The organism is Ensifer sp. LC163, from assembly GCF_001695855.1.
Lineage (GTDB): Bacteria > Pseudomonadota > Alphaproteobacteria > Rhizobiales > Rhizobiaceae > Ensifer.
Map to the genome: position 1 here is coordinate 125,927 of NZ_MBSS01000023.1, position 21,649 is coordinate 147,575.

Annotated in this window: 20 protein-coding genes; 8 read left to right on the plus strand and 12 right to left on the minus strand. The window is 63.5% G+C overall.

What is annotated here, in order from left to right; all coding sequences use genetic code 11:
- Positions 1-85: 85 nt before the first annotated feature.
- A complete protein-coding gene (locus BC360_RS18785; protein WP_065786225.1) occupies positions 86-508 on the minus strand; it encodes a RidA family protein in 423 nt (140 codons plus the stop codon).
- 310 nt (positions 509-818) lie between these two features.
- Between BC360_RS18785 and BC360_RS18790 the strand changes: the two genes are divergently transcribed.
- Positions 819-1,070 carry a hypothetical protein gene (locus tag BC360_RS18790; protein ID WP_065796475.1) on the plus strand — a complete coding sequence of 84 codons (252 nt, stop codon included), beginning with the start codon at positions 819-821 and terminating at the stop codon, positions 1,068-1,070.
- Between the two features lie 55 nt (positions 1,071-1,125).
- Here BC360_RS18790 and BC360_RS18795 read toward each other — a convergent pair whose 3' ends face one another.
- The 9 genes from BC360_RS18795 to BC360_RS18835 form a co-directional block, all read right to left on the minus strand.
- The gene (locus tag BC360_RS18795; RefSeq protein ID WP_065796476.1) at positions 1,126-2,811 is read right to left on the minus strand and encodes a Na/Pi cotransporter family protein; all 1,686 of its coding nucleotides are present in this window, start codon (positions 2,809-2,811) and stop codon (positions 1,126-1,128) included.
- 29 nt (positions 2,812-2,840) lie between these two features.
- Positions 2,841-3,446: a histidine phosphatase family protein gene (locus BC360_RS18800; RefSeq protein ID WP_065786109.1), complete on the minus strand. Its 606-nt coding sequence runs from the start codon at positions 3,444-3,446 to the stop codon at positions 2,841-2,843.
- Entirely contained in the window at positions 3,443-4,543 is a 1,101-nt protein-coding gene (locus tag BC360_RS18805; RefSeq protein ID WP_065796477.1) for an ABC transporter ATP-binding protein, read from the minus strand. The genes BC360_RS18800 and BC360_RS18805 overlap by 4 nt, the downstream gene beginning before the upstream one ends.
- Positions 4,540-6,288, minus strand: coding sequence for an ABC transporter permease (locus BC360_RS18810; protein WP_065796478.1), 1,749 nt, complete (start codon positions 6,286-6,288; stop codon positions 4,540-4,542). Before BC360_RS18810 ends, BC360_RS18805 begins: the two co-directional genes overlap by 4 nt.
- Positions 6,289-6,342: 54 nt before the next feature.
- Positions 6,343-7,461: an ABC transporter substrate-binding protein gene (locus BC360_RS18815; RefSeq protein WP_065796735.1), complete on the minus strand. Its 1,119-nt coding sequence runs from the start codon at positions 7,459-7,461 to the stop codon at positions 6,343-6,345.
- Between the two features lie 27 nt (positions 7,462-7,488).
- A complete protein-coding gene (locus BC360_RS18820; protein ID WP_083222628.1) occupies positions 7,489-8,325 on the minus strand; it encodes a MurR/RpiR family transcriptional regulator in 837 nt (278 codons plus the stop codon).
- Positions 8,326-8,631: 306 nt separating this feature from the next.
- A complete protein-coding gene (locus BC360_RS18825; RefSeq protein ID WP_065796479.1) occupies positions 8,632-9,732 on the minus strand; it encodes an ABC transporter substrate-binding protein in 1,101 nt (366 codons plus the stop codon).
- Positions 9,729-11,114 (minus strand): sensor histidine kinase, encoded by a 1,386-nt coding sequence (locus tag BC360_RS18830; protein ID WP_065796480.1) that lies wholly within the window; start codon positions 11,112-11,114, stop codon positions 9,729-9,731. The genes BC360_RS18825 and BC360_RS18830 overlap by 4 nt, the downstream gene beginning before the upstream one ends.
- Positions 11,104-11,778 carry a response regulator transcription factor gene (locus tag BC360_RS18835; RefSeq protein WP_065786114.1) on the minus strand — a complete coding sequence of 225 codons (675 nt, stop codon included), beginning with the start codon at positions 11,776-11,778 and terminating at the stop codon, positions 11,104-11,106. Before BC360_RS18835 ends, BC360_RS18830 begins: the two co-directional genes overlap by 11 nt.
- 255 nt (positions 11,779-12,033) lie before the next feature.
- Here BC360_RS18835 and BC360_RS18840 point away from each other — a divergent pair, with 255 nt between their 5' ends.
- The 3 genes from BC360_RS18840 (at position 12,034) to BC360_RS18850 (ending at position 15,146) form a co-directional block, all read left to right on the plus strand.
- On the plus strand, positions 12,034-13,005 hold the full coding sequence (locus BC360_RS18840) for a Bug family tripartite tricarboxylate transporter substrate binding protein (protein ID WP_065796481.1): 972 nt from the start codon (positions 12,034-12,036) through the stop codon (positions 13,003-13,005).
- 134 nt (positions 13,006-13,139) lie between these two features.
- Positions 13,140-13,598 (plus strand): tripartite tricarboxylate transporter TctB family protein, encoded by a 459-nt coding sequence (locus tag BC360_RS18845; protein WP_065796482.1) that lies wholly within the window; start codon positions 13,140-13,142, stop codon positions 13,596-13,598.
- A 24-nt stretch (positions 13,599-13,622) separates the two neighbouring features.
- Entirely contained in the window at positions 13,623-15,146 is a 1,524-nt protein-coding gene (locus tag BC360_RS18850; protein WP_065796483.1) for a tripartite tricarboxylate transporter permease, read from the plus strand.
- Positions 15,147-15,274: 128 nt separating this feature from the next.
- On the opposite strand, the gene BC360_RS18855 is transcribed toward BC360_RS18850, so the two are convergent.
- Together BC360_RS18855 and BC360_RS18860 are read right to left on the minus strand one after the other, a co-directional pair.
- The gene (locus BC360_RS18855) at positions 15,275-16,129 is read right to left on the minus strand and encodes a MurR/RpiR family transcriptional regulator (protein WP_065796484.1); all 855 of its coding nucleotides are present in this window, start codon (positions 16,127-16,129) and stop codon (positions 15,275-15,277) included.
- 166 nt (positions 16,130-16,295) lie between these two features.
- Positions 16,296-17,375 carry a spermidine/putrescine ABC transporter substrate-binding protein gene (locus BC360_RS18860; RefSeq protein ID WP_083222629.1) on the minus strand — a complete coding sequence of 360 codons (1,080 nt, stop codon included), beginning with the start codon at positions 17,373-17,375 and terminating at the stop codon, positions 16,296-16,298.
- Between the two features lie 166 nt (positions 17,376-17,541).
- Here BC360_RS18860 and BC360_RS18865 point away from each other — a divergent pair, with 166 nt between their 5' ends.
- Genes BC360_RS18865 through BC360_RS18880 form a run of 4 tightly spaced genes read left to right on the plus strand, consistent with a single transcriptional unit; the run spans position 17,542 to position 21,500 of the window.
- Positions 17,542-18,633 (plus strand): ABC transporter ATP-binding protein, encoded by a 1,092-nt coding sequence (locus BC360_RS18865; protein WP_065796485.1) that lies wholly within the window; start codon positions 17,542-17,544, stop codon positions 18,631-18,633.
- Position 18,634: 1 nt separating this feature from the next.
- Positions 18,635-19,534, plus strand: coding sequence for an ABC transporter permease (locus BC360_RS18870; RefSeq protein WP_065796486.1), 900 nt, complete (start codon positions 18,635-18,637; stop codon positions 19,532-19,534).
- Between the two features lie 8 nt (positions 19,535-19,542).
- Positions 19,543-20,373, plus strand: a complete 831-nt coding sequence (locus tag BC360_RS18875; protein ID WP_065796487.1) for an ABC transporter permease — start codon at positions 19,543-19,545, stop codon at positions 20,371-20,373.
- 2 nt (positions 20,374-20,375) lie between these two features.
- Positions 20,376-21,500 carry a P1 family peptidase gene (locus BC360_RS18880; protein ID WP_065786122.1) on the plus strand — a complete coding sequence of 375 codons (1,125 nt, stop codon included), beginning with the start codon at positions 20,376-20,378 and terminating at the stop codon, positions 21,498-21,500.
- Positions 21,501-21,649: the final 149 nt, after the last annotated feature.

The window sequence follows — 21,649 nt, forward strand, 5'->3', positions numbered from 1 at the left end:
CCGCCGACAGCGCAAGCAGGCACGACAGACTCTCGTTCTCGAAGCGTCGGACGGGCGCCATCCTTGGCGCCCGGTAGGGTCTCAATTAGCCGAGCGCCGCAACAGCCTCGATCTCAAACAGCATGCCATCGAGCGCCAGCCGCGGCACCGGGATCAGCGTGCATGTGGGCTTCGCACCTTGACCCAGCGCCGCTTCCAACTCTGCGCCGAAGACATGCAACCGTTCTTCGGAGTGATCGACGATCAACACCGTCAGCTTGACGATGTCGCTCGCATCAGCGCCGGCCGCGGCAAGGGCAGTACGCAGATTGCCAAGCGCCTGTCTGACTTGTAGCCGGAAATTCGGATCGAGGATCCCGTGCTCGTTCTCTCCTCCCTGGCCGGCGATGAAGACCAGCCGCGTGCCGGCCGAAACCAGGCCAACATGGGAGTAGCCATTGGCCGATGCATCATAGAGCCCGGCAGGATTGAAGAGGCGAATAGACGATTTCGAAGGAATGGACGACATTGTTAGGTTTTCCTTTTGTGATGCGAAGAAACCATCGAAAGCGCCGCGTTTGACGCCGCGGGTCGACGTGGTGGCGTGTTCGGGCTCCATACCGCTTTGACGATCCGGCAGCGGGCTTCGTGACGTGGTCAGTGAAATTGTTTCGAGCGCAAGCGGGCCGCCTGCCGGAAACGCCAAGGCGGCACAGGGCAGATAGCCTCTTGGATAGCCTGACGGCGACCTTGATTGCCATGGCGGCAATGACGTAGCTAGAGGCAGGCGGTTCGACATATCGGTCCAACCGTCTCCGCATCACGGCAAAAGGTGCCCCATGAACGAAGAAGCGAAAATCGTCCTGTCCCCGCTCTCGCAGGAATTCTCCCGCGACGGCATCACTGTCACTGTCGAAATCTCCCGGATCGAGGACGGTAGCGAATGGGCGCTCGAAGTCATCGATACCCAGGGCATGTCGACGCGCTGGGAGGACCTGTTCCCGACGGATGCCGCCGCTCTCGCCGAATTTCTCAGCGCGGTCGAAGAGGACGGCATGTCCGTGTTCGTGATGCCCTCGGCGCTGCACTGACAGGCTTGCGAATTCTCCAGCACCGGGCCGAACAGCACCACGTTTAATCTTGCACTCACGCCAGCCGCTCGCTCAAGGCAGACGTGCGAAGGCGGGTCGTGTTCAACAGGCCGGCCGCCTGGATCAGCGGGTAAGCGGCGGCCGCTATGTGCGAATTGATCCGGTGCAGGTCGCCGATGACATCGATGAACAGGGCATTGCTTCGCAGATTGATGCCCTTTTCCATGCCCTCGCGGCCGAGATGCTCGTTGATCGCGCGCTCCTCGAGGACGCGGAAGCGATCCTTCTGGGATGCCAGACGCGCCGCCGCACCGATGTCGCGTGACGATAGGGCCGCCGGCACCAGCCGCAACGAGATTGCAACCTCCCCGCAAAGGACATCAAGGGCCTCGCGCTGGCTCGGTGCGAGCTGGATGTCCTGCTTGATCTTTGCCCGGATGCGGTCGGCCAGATTGAGCTTGATCACATCGCCGGCATGCTCGAGATTGCTGGCGAAAAGCATGATCTCGAAGGCGCGGCGGGTATCGCCGCCCGACAGCTCACCCTGGGTCAGCCGGCCGAGATAGGCATGGACCGAGCCCAGGTAGGTACCGAGCTTGAGATCAATGGCGTTGATCTCCTTCAATGCCTCCAGTCGGTTGGAAGACAGTGCCGTCAGCGACGTCAGGAACATGCGCTCCAGGAGCTCACTCATCCGGACTGTCTCCATCGTCGCATTGGAAAGCGCGATGGCGGGCGTCGCCAACGAAACGCTGTCGAGATAGCGCGGCGACGCCAAGGGATCATCGGCGACTTGGGCATTCGGGATCAGCCGGTCGACGAGGCGCACGACGACTGGGGAGATCGGCAGGAACACGGCTGCGACCGCCAGGTTGAATGCGGCGTGCAGCCCGACCGCGACATGCAAGGGATCCATCGGCAGGCGCGCGGCGAGATCGACGATCTGTCGCGCCAATGGCAACAGTGCAATCGCTAACAGGCCGCGGCAGAACAGGTTGGCGACCGGAAGCTTGCGGGCGATGGACGGTTGATCGAGGGTCGTGCTGACGGCAGGCAGGCCGCCGCCGAAATTGACGCCGAGGATCAGGGGCACGGCACCGGCCACCTCAAGACTGCCATTGGTCAAAAGCGAAGCGATCAACAGGATGACCGCGAGCGTCGAATGGCAGAACCAGGCGAGGGTCGCCCCGACGAGAAAACCGAGAACCGGCTCATTGGCGATCGCGGCGAGAACATCGTGAAACAGCGTTGCCTCGCGCAGGGGAGCGGTGGCCGAAACGATGACCTTCAACGCCAGCAGCATGAGGCCGAGTCCCATCATGATGCGGCCGGCGTTTCGCGGGCGAAACTCGCTCGACGCACCGAAGGTGAGATAGCCCGCAAACAGAAAGAGCGGCGCCATTGTCGTTGCCAGCGACGAGCCCGATGCAAAGAGGCCGGAGACGAGCGCCGAGCCGATATCGGCGCCGAGCAGAACCGCAAGGCCCGTCGCCGCCCCGATCGCGCCGGCGCCGGCAAGACCCGCGATGATCAGGGCCATGGCCGTGGCGCTGCCGAGAACGGCGGTGGCGGCGATGCCGCCACCGAATGCGGTCAGCCGGTTGGACAGGTGCTGCTCGACGAACCGCTGCAGCCGATCGCCCCATCCGCGCATGACGCCGGTTCGAACCATCCGCACGCCCCAGAGCAGGAGCGCCACGCCGCCGAGCAGTTCAACAATGACAAACGTTCCGGAATTCATGTCCAGCGCGGCCCTTCCACTCGGAGCGATCAATCGGCGACGGAAATGTCGGGAGCGACAGATCCGATATTGTAGCCTTCGAGCTGTGCTGCAGATCGGTCCGGCACGGGAAAGTTCAGGATGGTTGCCGTTCCGGGCGTAACCGGGACGACACGCGACGGCGGCAGGTCGAGAAACTCGTGGCAGGCCGCGCGGATCACCCCACCATGGGCCACCACCAGCAGGTCGCCGTCCGTCCGCGACATCCAGTCGCGAACCCCATCGGCGACGCGGTTGCGAAAGGCGGTCCAGGTTTCGGCATTGGCAGGCGTAAAGGTACCGGCGCGCCAAGCGGTGTAGTCCTCCGGGCGCTCGGCGATCAGTTCCGGCTTGCGCCGCCCCGTCCACTCGCCCATGTCGAGCTCGCGAAAGCGCTCATCGGACGGCGCGTCCGGATGCCCGATGAGGGCGACGGTCTGGCGCGTCCGGCCGAGGTCGGAGGCGATGATGCGGGCGGGCTGCAGCGCCTTGGCATAGGGGCGAAAACGCCGGACCTGGGCCACGCCGCGTTCGGACAGCAGCGAGTTGTCCTGACCCTGGAGGCGTTGCTCGGCGTTCCACTCGGTTTCGCCATGGCGCATGAGGATCAGCCTCATTGATTTATCCTTTCTCCGCTGACGGCAAAGACCGCGTCAGGTGTCCGTATGAATGACAGTGTGACGGCATCCCCAGGCATTGCGCTGAAGTAACCCTCCGCCATGCCGGTGACGCGGAGGTCGCCGAGCATGGCAGTGACCATCGTGCGTCCGGCGATCGGTGCGGCTTCGGCAAAACGCGCGATTACCGACGGCTTGCCCGGCACCGCGCCGACACAGACATCCTCGGCGCGATAGAGAAGCTGCACCTCCGCATGGCCGGGCGCGATCTCGCCCTTGACCAGTGGCGTATCGTTGAAGACGAACATGTCGGCAACCCGGTGCGTCGGCAAAAGGTTCGCCGGCGGTGTGCCGAGAAACGTGGCGACAAAGGTCGTTGCCGGGTTGCGCAGCAGATCGATCGGCTTGCCGAACTGCTCGACACGACCATTGTTGAGCACCGCGACATGCGTCGCCATGGTCATCGCCTCCACCTGGTCGTGGGTGACATAGACAGATGTGGCGCCCGTGGCTCTGTGGATGCGCATCAGTTCGCTGCGCATCTCGATGCGCAGCTTGGCATCGAGGTTCGACAGGGGTTCGTCGAACAGGAGAATGCTCGGCTCCGGAGCGATCGTGCGGGCGATGGCCACGCGCTGTTGCTGCCCCCCGGAGATTTCCGCCGGATAACGTTCGGCAAGGGCGCCGATCCCGAGCAGGGCAAGGACCTCCTTGACGCGACGATCGCGCCTTTCACGCGGCCAGCGCGCAACCTTCAAGGGCCAGGCGATATTGCCGGCGACCGTCATATGCGGCCAAAGCGCGTAGCTCTGGAAGACGAGGCCGGCGTTGCGGCGGCCGGCATCGGCGATGACGCCGCCGGCGCCACTCGACACCGTCTGGCCGACAAAGGCGATCTCGCCTTCGCTCGGACCCTCCAGCCCCGCCAGCATGCGCAGCAAGGTCGACTTGCCGCAGCCGGAGGGACCGACGAGCACCAGGAACGAACCGGCCGGAACCGAAATGTTGACATCCTTGACCGCCGTGAAGGCGCCAAATCGTTTGACGAGGTTGCGGATCTCGATGGCGTCCGCAGCGCCGGTTGCTGGTGCGTTCATGACTCTTTCCATTTCTGGACGCGGTTCTGGAGGCCGTGGGCCAGAAACGAGGCCGCAAGGCAGACGGTGAGGATGACGAGGGTGATGGCGTTGGCGAACTGCATGAAGCCCTCGGCGGCGTAGCGATAGGCAACCATGCTGAGCACGGGCGACGTCGCCGTGAACAGGAGCACGATCAGCGAGAGATCGCGCACCATCTTGACGAAGACGAGGATTGCTCCGGCGAACAGTCCACGGATCGCAAGCGGGAAGATGATCGCAAACAACCGGCGAAGCAGGCCCGCCCCGGTCAGCCGCGCGCTTTCCTCTATGTCCGCGGAGATCTGGCCGAGAACCGATCGGCCGGACTGCACGGCAAAGGGGAGATTGTGCGCGGACGCCGCGATGACCAACAGCGCGAAGGTACCGTAGAGCGAAGGCAGCGGGCCGATCGGCGCACCGAAGAGGGCGATGTAGGCCGCCGCAAAGGCAATGCTCGGCACCAGAAGCGGAATGAAGGCAAGCTGGCTGAGGATCGTGGCAACCAGGCTGCCGCGCCGCTGGACGATCGTGTAGGCGAGTGCCAGCCCGAGCAGCATCGTCGTCAGCGCGACGACAAGCCCGAGACGGATGGTGTTCCAGATGGCGTCGAGAAGCACCGGATTGCGGAAGATGCCCGCCTGCCCCTGGGCGATCTCGCCGCCGCCCTCACCGATCCAGAAATGCAGCGTCCAGTTCGAGAACAGGGCACCGCTTTGAGGCGCAAGGCTGGAAGCAGCAAGGACCAGAACGGGTGTCACCGTGGTTAGAAGGCCGATGGCAACGGCAATCGCGAAGAGCGGCCAGCGCCACACGCCAAGGGGAAAACGTTTCGTTCGTCCGCCCTTGCCCGTGACCGTGATGAAGGCCTTGCGACCCGAGACGATACGGTCGGACATCCACAGGAACAAAGCCGAGACGGCGATCAGCAACAGGGCAAGCACGAAGCCGCGCTCGTTCTGGCCGGTCTCGATCATGCCGAAGAGGCGGGTCGACAGCGTCTGCATGCGCACCGGCAGCCCGAGAAGCGCAGGTGCTGCGAAGTTGGCAACGGCACCGGCGAAGGTGAGCGAGGCTGCGGCGATCAGCGCCGGCGTGACGACGGGCAGGATGATGCCGAAGAAGATGCGGGGGCGCCTGGCGCCGGCCATCTGGCCCGCTTCGACGAGGTCGGCCCCAACCGAACTCAGGGCAGCGGCGATGATCGTATAGGCCAACGAATAGTAGTGGGCGATCAGCACGACCGCGGTCGGCGCCAGCCCCCAGGCAAGCCAGTCGGGAATGATGAGACCATTGGTTTCGAAGAAACCGGCAGAGCCGCCGAGCCGGGAGTTTCGAAACAATGTCCCCCAGGCAAGCGCCGCGGCGAAGCTCGGGATCATATAGGGCAATGTCGCCATCAGCCCGAGCAGGCGACGTCCCGGCACGTCCGTGAGCACCACCAGCCAGGCCAGAAAACCGCCGAGGATGAGACAGCCGCTGGCAACGCCGAAGCCGAGAACCATGGTGTTGAACAGCGGCCGCCACCACAGATTGAAGGACAGCGGGCTGACGAGCACCGCCTGCCACGCCTCGACGCCCGATGGGGTCAGCGTCGATAGAAGGATGCGAACAAGAGGCGCGACCACCAGAACGGCGACGATGGCAACAAGGATTGCCGGCATGATGAAGCCTGATCGGAGCAGCCGGCTGCCACCCGATGGCGCGAAGGTCGATGTGGATGTCATTTGCGAACCTCGGTGCTTGCCGGCGCGGCCTCAGCTGCGCCGGCAAGCAGCCCGTTACTGAAGCGTGATGATGAGATCGGAGATGCGCCCGCGGGCAGCGGCGGTCTTGGCCGGATCGATGGTCCAGGCCTTCAGCTCATCAAGTCTGACCGAGTCCGGATGGTGGGCGATGGTCGTGCGCGTGGCATAGTCGCCGGGAACGTTGAAGGGTTCGAAGCCGGCGCCTCCCGTCGGCGTGTCGTCGCCGAACATGAAGTCGATCAGCAACCGGGCGGCGGCCGGATGCGGCGCCTTGTCGGCAATGGTCAGGACCGCGGGAAACAGAATGCCGTTGGCCGGCTCGACATTGTTGGCGACCTGCAACGCCCAGCCCTCCTTCTCGTTATCGCGACGGTCCGAATAGGTGCCGAAGCCGACAGGCGGGTTCTTGGCATTGGCATCACCGACCGACTTGTTGAGCACGTCGCTGTTGGGGACGAGGATCAGATCGTTGGCAAAGAGGTCCTTGATGAACTGCTCGCCGGCGCCCTGAAGATCGGCATCGATGGTAATATCCTTGCCGAACTGTGTCTTGTAGGCCGCGGCCATCTCATCCGGATGCAGCGCGATCTCGGTCAGGAGGTCGAGCAATTCGCCGCGCTGGCTCGGATCGACCATCAGCACCTTGCCCTGCCACTCCGGCTGGGTCAGCTGCCACAGGTTGGTCACGGGCGAGCCGCCGGGAAAAACCTTCTCGTTGTACATCAGCACCTTGGTCGACAGGCGCTGGGTGAGCAGCGGTCCCTTGTAGCGATCTTCGATCTGCGTGGCGACGCGCGGCGGCACGTAGTTGACGATGCGCTTGGCTTCGAGAAGCTTGCTGAAGACCACCGGCGTATCGGCGATGTAGAGCACGTCGACGGCGTGCACGCCCGCCTGCTGCTCGGCCTCCAGGCGCGCGATCTGCTTTGTCGAGCTCATGTCGAGCCCGATCAGATCGACGCCCGGATAGGCCTCCTCGAAGGCTTTCTCGATCTTGGCGATGCGGCTCGACAATGAAAAGACGGTGACGCTGCCTTCCTTCTGCGCGAGCGGCAGCAGCTGTTCGGGCGTCATGCTATCCAGATCTGCCGCTATTGCTGCCGTGGGCAGCACGACGCAGGCCGCGAGTGCGGACTTCATCAGTCGCTTCAACATGGTTTCCTCCTCCATTTTCCCCAGTCAATCGAAGTCGTTGAACAGCTCCGATAGTTTCTCCAGCCTGCCGATCACCTCGCGTTCATGCCGCCCGGCGATCGTCAGAACGATGCCGTTGACGATGGCAAACGGGATGGTCGGGGTCTGAAACTCGCTTCCCGAGCGCCCCCGCGGCGCGGCGAGCATCAGGTCAGCAACCGGCTCCATCAGCGGGCCGGCTAGGTCCGAAATCAAAATCGTCCGCGCGCCGACGCGTCGGGCATGCTGCACCAGCGGCGCGTAGCTTTGCGGCTGTTTGCGAAAGGCGAGCGCGATGACGATGTCGCTCTTGTCCATGCTGACCATGCGCTCGGCGATGTCCCGGCCGCGCCCGGTGAGTGAGATCGTCGTCATGCCGAACCGATCGAGCCGCCGCTGCAGGAAACCGGCGACGGACTGCGCATGTCCCTGGCCGAACACGAACACCCGGCGCCCCTCGAAGATCATGTCGGCAGCCAGGTCCACGTCACTTTGCGGTACCGAGCGGACGAGCGTTTCCAGCGCCGAAATCTCCGCGGCAATCAGGTCGGTCAGATAGTCGCCGTGTTCGACCTTGGCGACCGAGCGACGCATGCGGGTCGCGGCATCCTGATCATCAAGCACTTCGCGCTGCAACTGCGCGCGCAGATCGGGAAAGCCCCGGTATCCCAGCTTCTGCGCCAGACGGGTGACCGTCGCCTCGTGAACGCTGGCGCGCTGCGACAGCTGCGGGCCGGACAGAAAGGCGGCCTCCGCCCGGTTCTCGAGCATCGTCGCGATCAGCTTCTGATCCGCCTCGGTCAGCCTTTTCGATTGTGCCTTTATGCGATCGATGAGTGTCATGGCGCTCTACAAGTTTCTTTGCATGACACATCGTTCAAGCAAATCAACTTGCAGTCAAGGCAAGTTTCGCAAGATTCATTGCAAGGTTCTGCAAGGCCCGATCTCACGCCCGAAAAGCAGTCGAATTTCGGAGGTTTTGCGCGATTATCCGCCGAAAAGTGCGCCCAAAATGGTACCGGACTGCCGCTTGCGACAGTGCCTGATGTAACCCAGGAAAAATCTTTGCAAAGGTCCGCAAAGGCACTGGCGCTGTCACGCCTTCAGTGAAGATGCTCCGGGTGAGGTTCTTGACGGATAGGCGTGGTCCTACGGCGCGTCGCCCGGCGCGCTCCCACGGAGAAGACGGATCCAGTCGTCGATGAAGGTGGACCGCTGCAACTGATCCTGGGCAGCAAGCAGCGCCGGACCGATGCGGATCGGCCGGCCGATGCCGGATTCGATCAGCTTCGGTGGTCCGTCGACATTATCAGGAAGCGGTCCCGTCCGCGAAAAGAAGAAGGCTTTCCGCCTTGCGACCTCCTGCCCCCGCTCCGAAAGCAGGTAGTCGAGAAAGCGACCCGCCAGGTCCGGTCGCTTGACGCCCTTCGGGATCAGGACGCCGCGGCTGAGGATCAGCGTATAGTCCCGTGGCAGGACAATGCGCAGCTTCGTGTTCCGCCGCGCCGCCGCATAGGCATAGGATCCGAGAATATTGTAGCCGATATAGACGTTGCCGCTGTCAATTTCGGACAGCACGGCATTGTTGCAGCAGCGCAGCACCGCCTGGACGCGGCTGAGGCTTTCGAGCAGCCGGCCATAGGTCGTAGAGGCCTGCTGCGCATCGAGGAAGGCGAGGAGATAGCCGATGCCGGACTGGCGCAGATCGTAGGTGCCGATGCGGCCACGATAGTAATCCGGCTTGAAGCGCAGCAGGTCCGTCAGCTCGCCGTGGCTATGGGGCACATCTTCCGGCGGTACGAAGTCCTTGTGATAGACCATGACCGACGGCTCGAAGGTGAAGCCGTAGACCTCTTCCCGCCAGTTCGCCCAGTCGGGCACTTCAAGCGTTTCGGCCGAACTATGGGCCACTGCGCAGCCGTCATTAGCAAGTTTGACGAGCTGGTCGACCGAGGACGACAGCAGGATGTCGCCAAAGGCCCGCCCATTGCGGCAGGCGGCATCCGCATCCCGATAAAGGTCGTTGGTCACATAGTCGGTGTAATCGACGGCAACGTCCGTTGCCAGCACCTGGAAATCCCTGACGAGCGGCTCCATCGCCTCGATGTCGGTCGCGCCATGAATGACGAGGCGGCCGCGCTCCTGGTCCACCGCCGGAAAGAAGGCCCTGACACCCTCAACGGCCATCGCCGACGTCACGCCGGAAAGAACGATCGCGCCGGTTAGCGCAGCGAGTTTCCTGTAGGTCATCGCGCGCCCTCGACATATTCAGGCAGATCGAGAACGACCGTGAAGCCGCGCTCACCCCTTTTCTGAAATCCGATCGCGCCTTGATGCGCCGACGCAACTTCGGCGGCGATGGCAAAACCGAGGCCCATGCTGCCCTCCCCTGTCTTCGAGGTCACGAAACGTGCGGTGACGTTGCTCCATTCGCTCGGTGGAATGCCCGGACCGTCGTCCTCGACCTCGACGCGCGCGCGGCCATTGCTGCCAAGCACACGCACGGCAAGGTGCGAGACGGTTCCGTGCCGCAGCGAATTGTCGATGATGTTGGCGATCGCCTCGCGCAGGCTGACGGCATCGCCGAGCACGACGATCGGCTGCGGCGCAGCCTCGAACGAGATGACGATATCAGGATCGACCGTAACGGGGATGGCCGCGCGGAAGGCCTTGCGTGCGACATCGGTTAGGTCCACCGGCTTGAACCGCACCGAGTCAGAGCGGTGGATGACCATGGCATGGCTCAACAATTGATTGGTCAGCCGCGCCAGTTGCCCGACCCGCTTTCGCACCCGGCCGAGATGCCTCCTGCCGATCTCGTCCATCTCGTCTTCATCGAGCATGTCGACCTGCGCCGACAATGCGGTCAGCGGCGTGCGGATCTGATGCGCGGCATCGGCGATGAAGCGCTGCAACAGCGTCACGCGCTCGTCCAGACGCCCCATGAAATGGTTGATCGAGGCCGTGAAGGGGCGCAACTCGCGTGGCACGTCGACGTTCACCGGGGTCAGGTCCTGCGGATCGCGGGCGCGCAAGGCAGCACCGAGCGCGCTGACGGGCAGGAGCGAATACCTGATAGCAAGCACCGTGCCGGCGAGTGCCAGCAGGCTCATGATGCCGACCAGGATCATCGCGCGCGACGTCAATTCGCCGGCCAATGCCCGACGCGCCTCGGTCGTCTGCGCCAGCACCACATAGGACCAGCCGGAGAAAGACGGATCGGAAAGCGCCCGCGCCGCCACGACGATACGCACCGGAACGTCGCGATAGCGCGCCGAGAGGAAGACGGGTGCTGCCCGGGCGGACGTCAGGTCCAGATCCGTCTGCAGATCTTCGTAGCCGGTCAAGGTCCGCATGTCCGGTCCGATCACCCGGTAGAAGATGCGGTCGCGCTCAGCAAGCCCGAGCAGTTCGAAGGCGGAGGTGGGAAGGGCAACGGCCAGGCTGCCGTTGTCGACCGTCATGTTTGCCGTGATCTGGATGGCGGCGCCGAGCAGCAGCCGATCATAGGCATCGTCCGCCGCCGCACGCGCGTAGTACCACGCTGCGACGGCAAGCAGCGTCGCACCGCCACAGAGGACCAGGGCGACCCGAACGACCAGCCGCGAAAACAGCGATGTCTCACGCCGCATCGTCAGCCACCAGTTGATAGCCGAGCCCCCGGATTGTCACGATCCGAACTCTTGAGCCTTCGATCTTCTTGCGAAGGCGGCCGATATAGAGCTCGATGGCGTTCTGGTTGGCGCCGTCCTCGAAACCAAAGAGATGATCAAGCAACTCATCCTTGCCGAACACGCGCCCGGGCCGCGTTGCCAGCACCTCGAGCAGGGTAATCTCCCGCCGCTTCAACTGTACCTCGCGGTTGCCGACACGCACCGAGCGGCTGTTGCGGTCGAGCACGAGGTCGCCGCATTCGATGAGATTGGTCGGATCGCCGGCCCGTCGGCGCAGCAACACCCGCACCCGCGCTTCCAGCTCGCGAAAGTCGAACGGCTTGACGAGGTAGTCGTCGGCGCCGAGATCGAGCGCTCCGACGCGATCTTCGATTTCGGAGCGCGCCGTCAGCACCAGGACCGGCGTCGTCTTTCGGCCGGTACGCAGGTGCCGCAGGATCTCGAACCCGTCGAGCCCCGGCAACATCACGTCGAGGATCACGAGATCATAGTCGGTAAAATCGAGTATGTCGGCGGCGGCCTGCCCGTCCGTTTGCCAATCGACCGTGTGCCCGACCTTCTCCAGACGCCGGCTGATCGCCTCCCCGACATCCCTTGTGTCTTCCACCAGAAGGATGCGCATGACGAAGCAGTGACACGGAAAAATCCGGCGATCAACCCGGCGGATCTGGCCGAAGCCGTGACAGCATGGTGACAGGTTCGAGGCGGAAGAAAGAGAGCCTGCCCGCTGGACTGAGGAGCGGAACGGGCCTGGAGGATTGCCATTTTCGAGGGTTGTGACGGTGGGCGCGCAGTGCTGTCCGCCAACGCCGTGTGGTGCGCTTCCGGTCCCTTCTGCGGGAGGCAGGCGGATTTCATGGAGGATGGGAGAGAGACCATGACCAAAAGCATGTTGAAGACAATTGCCGCGGCCGGCTGCTTCGCCGCGATCGCGTTTCCGGTGGGGGCCGAGCCGGCAAAGCCGGAATGCCTTGCCGGCGCCAAGCCGGGTGGCGGCTTCGACCTCACCTGCCGGCTGGCCGCGAATGCCCTGCTGGAAGCCAAGGTCATCGGCAAGCCGATGACTGTTACCTATATGGAGGGCGGCGTCGGTGCGGTTGCCTACAACCATGTCATCGGCAAGCGCGGCAAGGACGGTAACCTGATCACCGCGGCATCGTCGGGCTCGGCGCTGCTGCTCGCGCAAGGCAAATTCGGACAGTACGATGAAAGCGCCGTGCGCTGGCTCGGCGCGCTCGGCGCCGACTACGGCGTCCTCGTCGTCGCGGCCGACTCGCCCTACAAGAACCTTGGCGAGCTGATCGCGGCCTACAAGGCAAATCCCGCCGACTTCGCAGTCGCCGGCGGTGGTGCCGTCGGCTCGCAGGACTGGATGAAGGGTTCTCTGCTCGCCAAGGCCGCCAGCCAGGAGCCGAAGCAGATGCGTTACGTCGCGCTGGAAGGCGGCGGCGCGGTGCTGACCGCGCTCGAAGGCGGCCACGTCAAGGTCGGCGCTGGCGATGCTGCGGAAATGGCGAAGCACCACGTTGCCGGCAAGGTCCGCGTCCTCGCGGTCATGTCGCCATCGCGGCTCCCCGGCGATCTCGCCGAGGTGCCGACCGCCAAAGAGCAGGGCATCGACATCGAGTGGCCCGTCTGGCGCGGCTACTATGTCGGCAAGGATGTCTCCGACGAGGACTACAAGTGGTGGGTCGATGCCTTCACCAAGCTCGCCGCCACGCCGGAGTTCACCAAAGAGCGCGACGCGCGCGGGCTCTATGAGTACACGCTGATCGGCGATGCCTTCGACGGTCAGGTCAAGGCCGATGTCGCCCGCTTCAAGATCCTCGCGAAGGAAGCCGGTATGTAACCGAAGGACCTGGGGCGGTGCCTTCGCCGCCCCATATTCCCGCGCGGTATCGGCACAACAGGTTCGGTCGCGTTGCGATCGCACGACGAGAACACGCGCCTATCCAAGCCACAGAGAAATATTGGAGTGTCACCATGTCTGACGGCATGTCTTCATCCGCATGGGCGGGCCGAATCGGCGGCGTCTGCCTGCTGTTGCTCGCCCTTGCCTATGGTATCGGCGGCAGCCAGATCGAGTACGCCTTCGCCTCCGACCCGCTCGGTCCGCGGGTCATGCCGGTACTGCTGGCGGTCCTTCTGGCGGTGTTGTGCCTCGTCTACCTCATCCGCCCCGGCGTTTCCGAACGGTTCCCGCGAGGCCGGCTTCTTGCCCGTGTCCTGGCGGTGCCGACCCTGCTGGTCGGATCGGTCCTGCTGCTCGAGCCCGCCGGTTTTGCCATCTCTATCTTCGTTCTGGCAGCGGGCGTCGGTTGGATCTTCGGCGCGCCTTTCCGCCTGGCGATTGCGGGCGCTTTCGGCCAGGCCCTGCTGTGGTGGTTCGTCTTTTCCTATCTTCTCGACGTCTATCTGCCCGTCGGTCATCTGTTCGGCTGAGCCCCCGGCGAAGGAGACATTCCCATGAATTTCGATTATCTCTGGCAGGGCTTTTCCGTCGCCCTCACCATGCAGAACCTGCTGATCGGTCTCGCCGGTTGCTTCATCGGCACCCTCGTCGGTGCCCTGCCAGCCATCGGCCCGATCAACGGCATCGCGCTTTTGATGCCGATCGCCTATACGATGGGCCTGCCGGCGGAAAGCACGATGATCCTGCTCGCCGCCGTCTATTGCGGCGCCGAGTATGGCGGGCGCATTTCATCCATTCTTCTCAACGTGCCCGGTGATGCCGGCGCCGTCATGACGGCGCTCGACGGCTATCCCATGGCAAAACAGGGCCGCGCCGGCGAAGCGCTGATGCTGTCCGGGCTTTCGTCCTTCGTCGGCGGCATGCTGGGCGCACTCGGCCTGGCGCTGTTCGCACCGTTGCTGGCCGGGCTTGCGATCGGCTTCGGCCCGGCGGAATACTTCGTGCTGATGGTGTTTGCCTTCGCGACGCTCGGCTCGATGGTCGGCAGCCAGCCGGTGAAGACGTTGATCGGCTGCGCGCTCGGTCTGATGCTGGCGACCGTCGGCCTCGACGCCACCTCCGGCGCCTACCGCTTTACCTTCAACGAGCCCGAGCTTGGAGACGGCATCGACTTCGTGGTGCTGGTCATCGGCTTGTTCTCGGTGTCCGAGGCGCTGCTGATGCTGGAGCACCAGGCAGGCGGCGTCACCGTCATACGCAAGCTTGGCCGCATGACCGCCCGGCTCGACGACATCCGAAAATCCGTCGGCGCGACCCTGCGCGGCTCGGCGATCGGCTTCGTCGTCGGCGTTCTGCCGGGCACCGGCGCTTCGGTATCGAGCGCCGTATCCTACACCACGGAAAAGCGCATCTCCGACACAGAAGGCACCTTCGGCAAGGGCGATGTGCGCGGCCTTGCAGCGCCGGAAGCGGCCAACAACGCAACCGCTTGCGGCGCCTTCGTGCCGATGCTGACGCTTGGCGTGCCGGGCTCGGGCACCACCGCTGTCATGCTCGGCGCCCTGATGCTCTACAACATTCAGCCCGGCCCGATGCTGATCACCGAGCGACCGGAGGTCGTCGGCGGCCTCGTCGCCTCGCTGTTCATCGGCAACATCCTGCTGCTGCTCCTGAACCTGCCGCTCGTCAACATCTTCGCCCGGGTGCTGACGGTGCCGAACTGGCTGCTCGTTCCCGGCATTCTGGTGCTGTCGATCGTCGGCGTCTATTCCACCCACGCCTCGGTCTTCTCGATCCTCTTGATGCTGGCGATCGGCATGGCCGGGTGGCTGTTGCGGAAAGCCGGCTTCGACATGGCGCCGATCATCCTCGGCTTCGTGCTGGGCCATGTCATGGAAGTAAACCTGCGCAACGCGCTCGCCATCAGCGGCGGCGATATTTCCATCCTGTTCCAGAGCAAGATCTCGATCATTCTCTGGATTCTCGCGATCGCGATGGCCGTGCTGCCGCTTGTCGCGGGACGGCGCTCGAAATCCAGAGCGCTTGCAAAGGCTGTTAGCCCAGAAACATCAGCCTAGACTGCGTGTCACCTGCTGGCCGTCTCTACATGCGACGGCGGCCAGCAGGAATGGGCTTTTGGAAACGAGACCCCGGATGTTCCGTTGCCGGCGCCGGGCGAGAGCAACGCCGACGCCCCTCGCACCGCTCAAGCCTCGAAATCGCCGAACACGTCCTGCAGCCGCGTCAGCATGCCGACACGTTCGCTGACCTCGTCGCCGAGAACGACGATGACGTTGCTGAGCATCAGGTCCATGACGGCAATCGTCGTGGCCGCGCCGTCCCACAAGGGCCCATGTGAACCCGGGACGACAAGGCAGATATCGGACACTTCCGCTGCCCAGGGGCAATATTCGTCGGTGTAGAGGATGACCTTGACGCCGGCCCGGCGTGCCTCCATCGCGAGCGGCTTCGCCTTGGCCGCGAAGCGCCGCACGTCGTGCAGGAAGAGCACGCGGCCCTCTACCGAACCATCGAGCAGCTCCGAATAGGTGCCGTTCACGCCGTCGACGAACTGGACCCGCGGCCGGGTGTAGGACAGCTGGCTGGCAAAATACTGGGCGATGCCGCGCACGTTCTGATAGGCGGCGACATAGACCTCGCTGGCGCCGATCAGCGCATCGATCGCCTGCTGCCATTCCGGCGAGGTGGTCAGCTCGTAGACCATGCCGAGATTGTTGATCTGTTCCTGGATCAGCCCGGCGAGCAGCTTGCCCTCGCGAATATCCTCGCGCAGCCTATCGACGGGTCCCTTCACCTGCCAGGCCGGGTTGGAATTGCCGCGTCGCAGCTCGTGCTTCAGCTGGTCGAGCCCATCGAAGCCCATGCGCCTGAGGTAACGCCCGATGGTCATCGGCGACAGCTCGAGACGGCTCGCGATCGACTTCGCCGTTTCGAACGGGATCTCGGCCAGATTGCGCTCGATGTAATGGGCAATCAGCCTGTCGGATTTCGACCGCCTGAGTTCCTCGCTCTGCACGAGCTTCAGGATTCGTTGTGCCACGTCCCCTCCCCGGAGGTACTCCCGCCCGCTTACAGCGCCGCGCGTCAAACATGACGCGCAAAGGACGCTGTAATGCTTCTAACTTGCTGCATAATTTTATCCGTTAATCGGATCCGATTTCCGGAATTATGCAGTGGGCGGGCGGAATTGCCGATCTTTGCCGCCTTTACTGCGCCGTCTTCACCTTGGTCCAGACGCGATCGAGCTGGCGCACGCCGGAGCCCAGGTCCTCGAAGATCTGGAGCCGTTGCATCGTTTCGGGCGTCGGGTTGATCTCCTTGCTATTCTTGATCTGGTCGGGGGTCAATTGCCGCGCCGGCACGTTGGCGGTGCCGTTGGTCTGCTGGGAGACGTTGAGCGCCGCCACTTCGGGGCGGGTGTAAAACTGCAGAAACTTGATGGCGTTGTCCTTGTTCGGCGCCGTCTTCAAGACGCAGATATCCTCCTGATACATGGTCGCCCCCTCCTCGGGGATCACGTAGCCGAGGTCCTTCTGGTTGGCGAAGACGTCGACCATCGCGCCGACGAAGAAATGCCCGGCGGCCACGTCGCCGGACTGCACCATGGGCCGGGTATCGTAGGTGAAGGCCGCGACGTCAGGTTTCATCGCGATGATCGTATCGGCCGCCTGCTGCAGCTCTGCCGGGTCTGTGGAGTTGACCTTGTGTCCGTTGAGGATTAGCCCGACTGCCAGAACCTCGCGCATGTCGTCGAGGAGGGTGAACTTCAGGCCCTTTTCCTTGACGGTCGCGATCAGGTCCTTCCAGCCGACGACGTCCTTGCCCAGGACCCTGCGGTTGTAGACGATGCCAACGGTTCCGAAGGCGTAGGGCAGGCAATATTCGCCCTTGGGATCGCTCTTTGCCCGCAGGAACGCCGGGTCGATGTTCTTGAAGCCCTCATAGGCATTGATATCGGTCTTCTCCAGCAAGTCGAGCTTGGACATGATGTCCTGCATGTGCACCGACGGGAAGACGACATCGTAGCCGGTCGCACCGCCCTGGATCTTCGCCAGCATCTCCTCGTTGGAAGAGTAGGTTGAAAGATTGACCTTGATCTGGGTCTCTTCCTCGAATTTCTTCAGGACCGCCGGATTGATGTATTCGCCCCAGTTGTAGATGTTGAGCTCGGCCGCATGGCCGAGACCCGTCGTGGCGATCAAGGCGGACAGCGAGAATGCAGCGGCCCGTGCGGAGCCGAAGAGTTTGGCCCTGGTCGCCCGGATGACGCGGCTTGCTTTTGTCATAGATAGTCTCCTCTAGTGGTTCATGGGGCTTGCGACCCCAGGGTCGGACCGTTCCCTGGTCCTTGCCCGGCTCCGGCTTCTGCGGCCGTTGACACCGATGAGCAAATGGTATCCATATATCCAAAACGCACAAGCGTTATTTAAATAACATTTTGGGGAATGACAGATGCAGGATTCCATTGTCCGGCTGGAGGGGGCGAGCAAGGCCTTCGCCACTCCGGAGGGCGGGAACGTGACCGCGCTCGATGCCATCGATCTTCAGGTGCGGCGCAACGAGTTCCTGACGCTTCTCGGGCCATCCGGTTGCGGCAAGACCACGCTGTTGCAGGCGATCAGCGGCTTCGTCGAGCTCGACGGCGGCCGCATCCTGATCGACGGGGAGGACATGACCGACAGGCCACCCTACCGCCGACCCGTCAACACCGTGTTCCAGAACTACGCGCTCTTTCCGCACATGACCGTCGGCGAAAACACCGCCTACGCGCTGGAGGTCGCCGGCGTCGCCAAGGCAAAACGGCGCGAACAGGTGGCAGCGGCACTGAAGATGGTCGGCCTTGCGGACATGGAGGGTCGGCGTCCACGCCAGCTCTCCGGCGGCCAGCAGCAACGCGTCGCGCTTGCCCGTGCCATCATCGCGCGCCCGAAACTGCTTTTGCTCGACGAGCCGCTTTCGGCCCTCGACAAGAACCTGCGCCAGGCCATGCAGATCGAGCTGAAGACGCTGCAGCACGAACTCGGCATCTCCTTCATCTTCGTGACGCACGACCAGCAGGAGGCGCTGACCATGTCGGACCGTGTGGCCGTTCTCTCCGGCGGGCGCATCCAGCAGCTCGACACGCCACGGGCGATCTACGACCGCCCGGTCAACAGCTTCGTCGCAACCTTCATCGGTGCGAGCAATCTCTTCGACGGCCGGATCGATGGCGAGCGGTTGATGACCAGCGACGGCACGCAGATCCGCCATCGTCGATCCCCATCAGCGGCATCGGGTGCAGCGACAGCACTGATCCGGCCCGAGCAATTCTTTCTCGCGGATGGAGATGAACGGTTTCCCACCCTCGACGTCGACCTCGAGGCGATCGTCTTCGTCGGCTCGACCTTCGAATTGTTCGGCCGCACACAGGCAGGCAGAAAGATCGTCGCCGAGATCCCGGCCGGCCGGCGCAGCCTGATCGGCGACATCGAGCGGACGCGCCGCGCCAGGCTCGCCTACGATCCGGCGGCCGTTCACCTGATCCAGCCCTGCGCGGAGGCGTGACATGTCGATCGCCAGTCGCCGTCGTGCCCAGCTCACCGTCCTGCTCGGCCCAGTTTCCCTGTTCCTTGCCGTCTTCTTCCTCGGTCCGCTCGCCATCATGATGGTCACGAGCTTTCTGGCGCCGGGTCTTTACGGCGGCGTCGAGTGGACCTTCTACCCCCACAACTTCGGCCGCATCCTCGGCTTTGCCGATCCGATGTTCGAGGATTTCGATCCCGTCTATATCGCCATCTTCATCCGCTCGGTAAAAATCGCCGCACTGACCGTCATTGCCGCGCTGCTGGTTTGCTATCCCGCAGCCTTCTGCATCGCCCGCCTGTCGGAGCGGTGGAAAAACTTCTGCCTGTTCCTCATCACCCTTCCCTTCTTCACCAGCCTGATCGTTCGCCTCTTCGTCTGGGTGCTGATCCTGCGCCAGACCGGGCTCGTCAACGAGATGCTGCTGTCGAGCGGACTGATCGCCCGACCGCTCGACCTGATCTATACGGATGGCGCCATCATTCTCGGCATGGTCTATGTTTTCATTCCGTTCATGTTCATGCCGGTCTATGCCAGCGTCGAGAAGCTGGACTGGACTCTGGTGCGCGCCTCGCTTGATCTGGGCGCCGGACCGATCCGCACATTCTGGCGCGTCATCCTGCCACTAACGGCGCCCGGCATCGTCGGAGGCGCGATCATCGTCTTCATCCCGGCGCTCGGCAACTTCGTCGTTCCTGCCATTCTCGGCGGCGCCAAGGTGATGATGCTCGGCAATCTCATCGAGCAGCAGTTCCTGGCTGCCCGCAACTGGCCGTTCGGCTCGGCGCTGGCGATGATGGTCATGAGCGTGATGCTGGTGCTGTTGCTCGTCCATGTGCTTGCATCGGGCCGCCGCGGCACCGACGCTGCGCTCAATCGCTGAGGCTACCCATGAAGATCGCTCAATCCCTCTTCCGCGGCAGCCTCCTGGCCTACACCGCCATCTTCTTCGCCTTCATCTACATTCCGCTGGTGCTGATCGCCGTCTATTCGTTCAACGCCAACCCGGTCAACATGATGACCTGGACCGGCTTCACCACCGAATGGTACGCTCAGGTCCTCGGCTTCAAGACGACGATTTCCGAAAACGCGCTCTACATCGAATCGACCGGCCAACTTATTCAGGCGGTGTGGAACAGCCTCGTCATCGCCACCTCCACGACACTGATCGCCACACTCTTCGGCACGGCGATCGCGATCGGCCTCCATCGCTTCAATTTTCTCGGCCAGCGCTTCTACCGGGTGATCATGTTCATGCCGATGCTGATGCCTGACATCGTGCTCGGCATCGCGCTGCTGATCTTCTTCGTCAATTCGGGGATCAACCTCGGCCTGACGACGATCGTCATCGGGCAATGCACCTTCCTGATTTCCTACGTCTTCATCGTCGTCTCGGCGCGGCTGGCCGGCATGGACAGGACACTCGAGAACGCCTCGGCCGACCTTGGCGCCGACGAATGGACGACGTTTCGGCGCGTGGTGCTGCCGCAGCTTCTGCCCGGCATCGTCGGCGGCGCCCTGCTCGCCTTCATCATCTCGATGGATGATCTGGTGATCACCTACTTCATCGCCGGCGTCGACGTGACGACGCTGCCGATGTTCATCTTCGCCATGCTTCGGCGCGGCATCAAACCGGAGATCAATGCGATCGCCGTGATGATGCTGACCTTCTCCTTCGTCGTCGCCTCCCTTGGCCTCTACCTCCGCTCCCGGCAGAAATGATCATGGACAACAAACGCATACCCGCCCCTCAAACCCGCGCCCGAGACCTCGGCCTGCCATTTACGGGCCGCACCGGCCCCTTCAACGCCATCACCGACGTCGCGGGGATAGCCGTTGGCTTCCATACGGTCTCGGAGGACACGCCGCGCCCGGGCCGCAAACGCCCGGTCAGAACGGGGGTCACGGCCATCCTGCCGCATGCGGGCTCGCCCGTGCCCGTTCCGGTCTATGCGGGCGTGCACCGTTTCAACGGCAACGGCGAGATGACCGGCACCCACTGGATCGAGGATGGCGGTTCCTTCCTCGGGCCGGTGATGATCACCAATACCCATGCGGTCGGGATGACCCACCACGCCACGATCAAGTGGATGCTGGAGCGCTACGCCTCCACCTATGACAGCGACGATTTTCTCTGGATCATGCCGGTGGTCGCCGAAACCTATGATGGTGTGTTGAACGACATCAACGGCCAGCCGATCGGCGAGGCGGAGGTCCGGGCAGCGCTCGACACCGCTGTCGGCGGGCCTGTCCAGGAGGGCAATTGCGGCGGCGGCACCGGCATGATCGCCTATGGCTTCAAGGGCGGCACGGGCACCGCCTCGCGGGTCGTCGCGTTCGGCGGGAGGGACTATACGATCGGCACGCTCGTTCAGGCAAACCACGGCCAGCGCGACTGGCTGACGATTTGCGGTGTGCCGGTCGGCGAACACATGCGCGATGGCACGCCGCAGAGCCAGATGCAGGAGCGTGGCTCGATCATCGTCGTGATCGCCACCGATCTGCCGATGGCCCCGCATCAACTCAAGCGCCTCGCCCGCCGGGCGGCGATCGGCATCGGCCGCAACGGCACGCCCGGCGGCAACAATTCCGGCGACATCTTCCTGGCGTTTTCGACTGCCAACCCGCAGCCGATGGCACATCGCGCCCCGCCTCGCCTCGCGCTTGAGGTCGTCAATGACGAAATGCTCGACCCGGTCTATCTGGCAGCGGTCGACAGCGTCGAAGAGGCGGTGGTCAATGCCATGCTTGCGGCCGAAGATTCCGGCGGCACCGCCCATGACCGGTTCAGGATCGACGCCATCAAGCACGGGCCGCTTCTCGAGGTCATGCGGAAGTACGGGCGTTGACGCTATTCCGGCTTTTCCCACTCGCTACCGCATAATTCCTTAAATCGGATCCGATTTAAGGAATTATGTAGCAAGTTTAAAGCGTTACAGCGTCCTTGCGGTCCGTAGCGATGTGATCTGCCGATTTGGAACGTGGCTTGTCTTCCTGG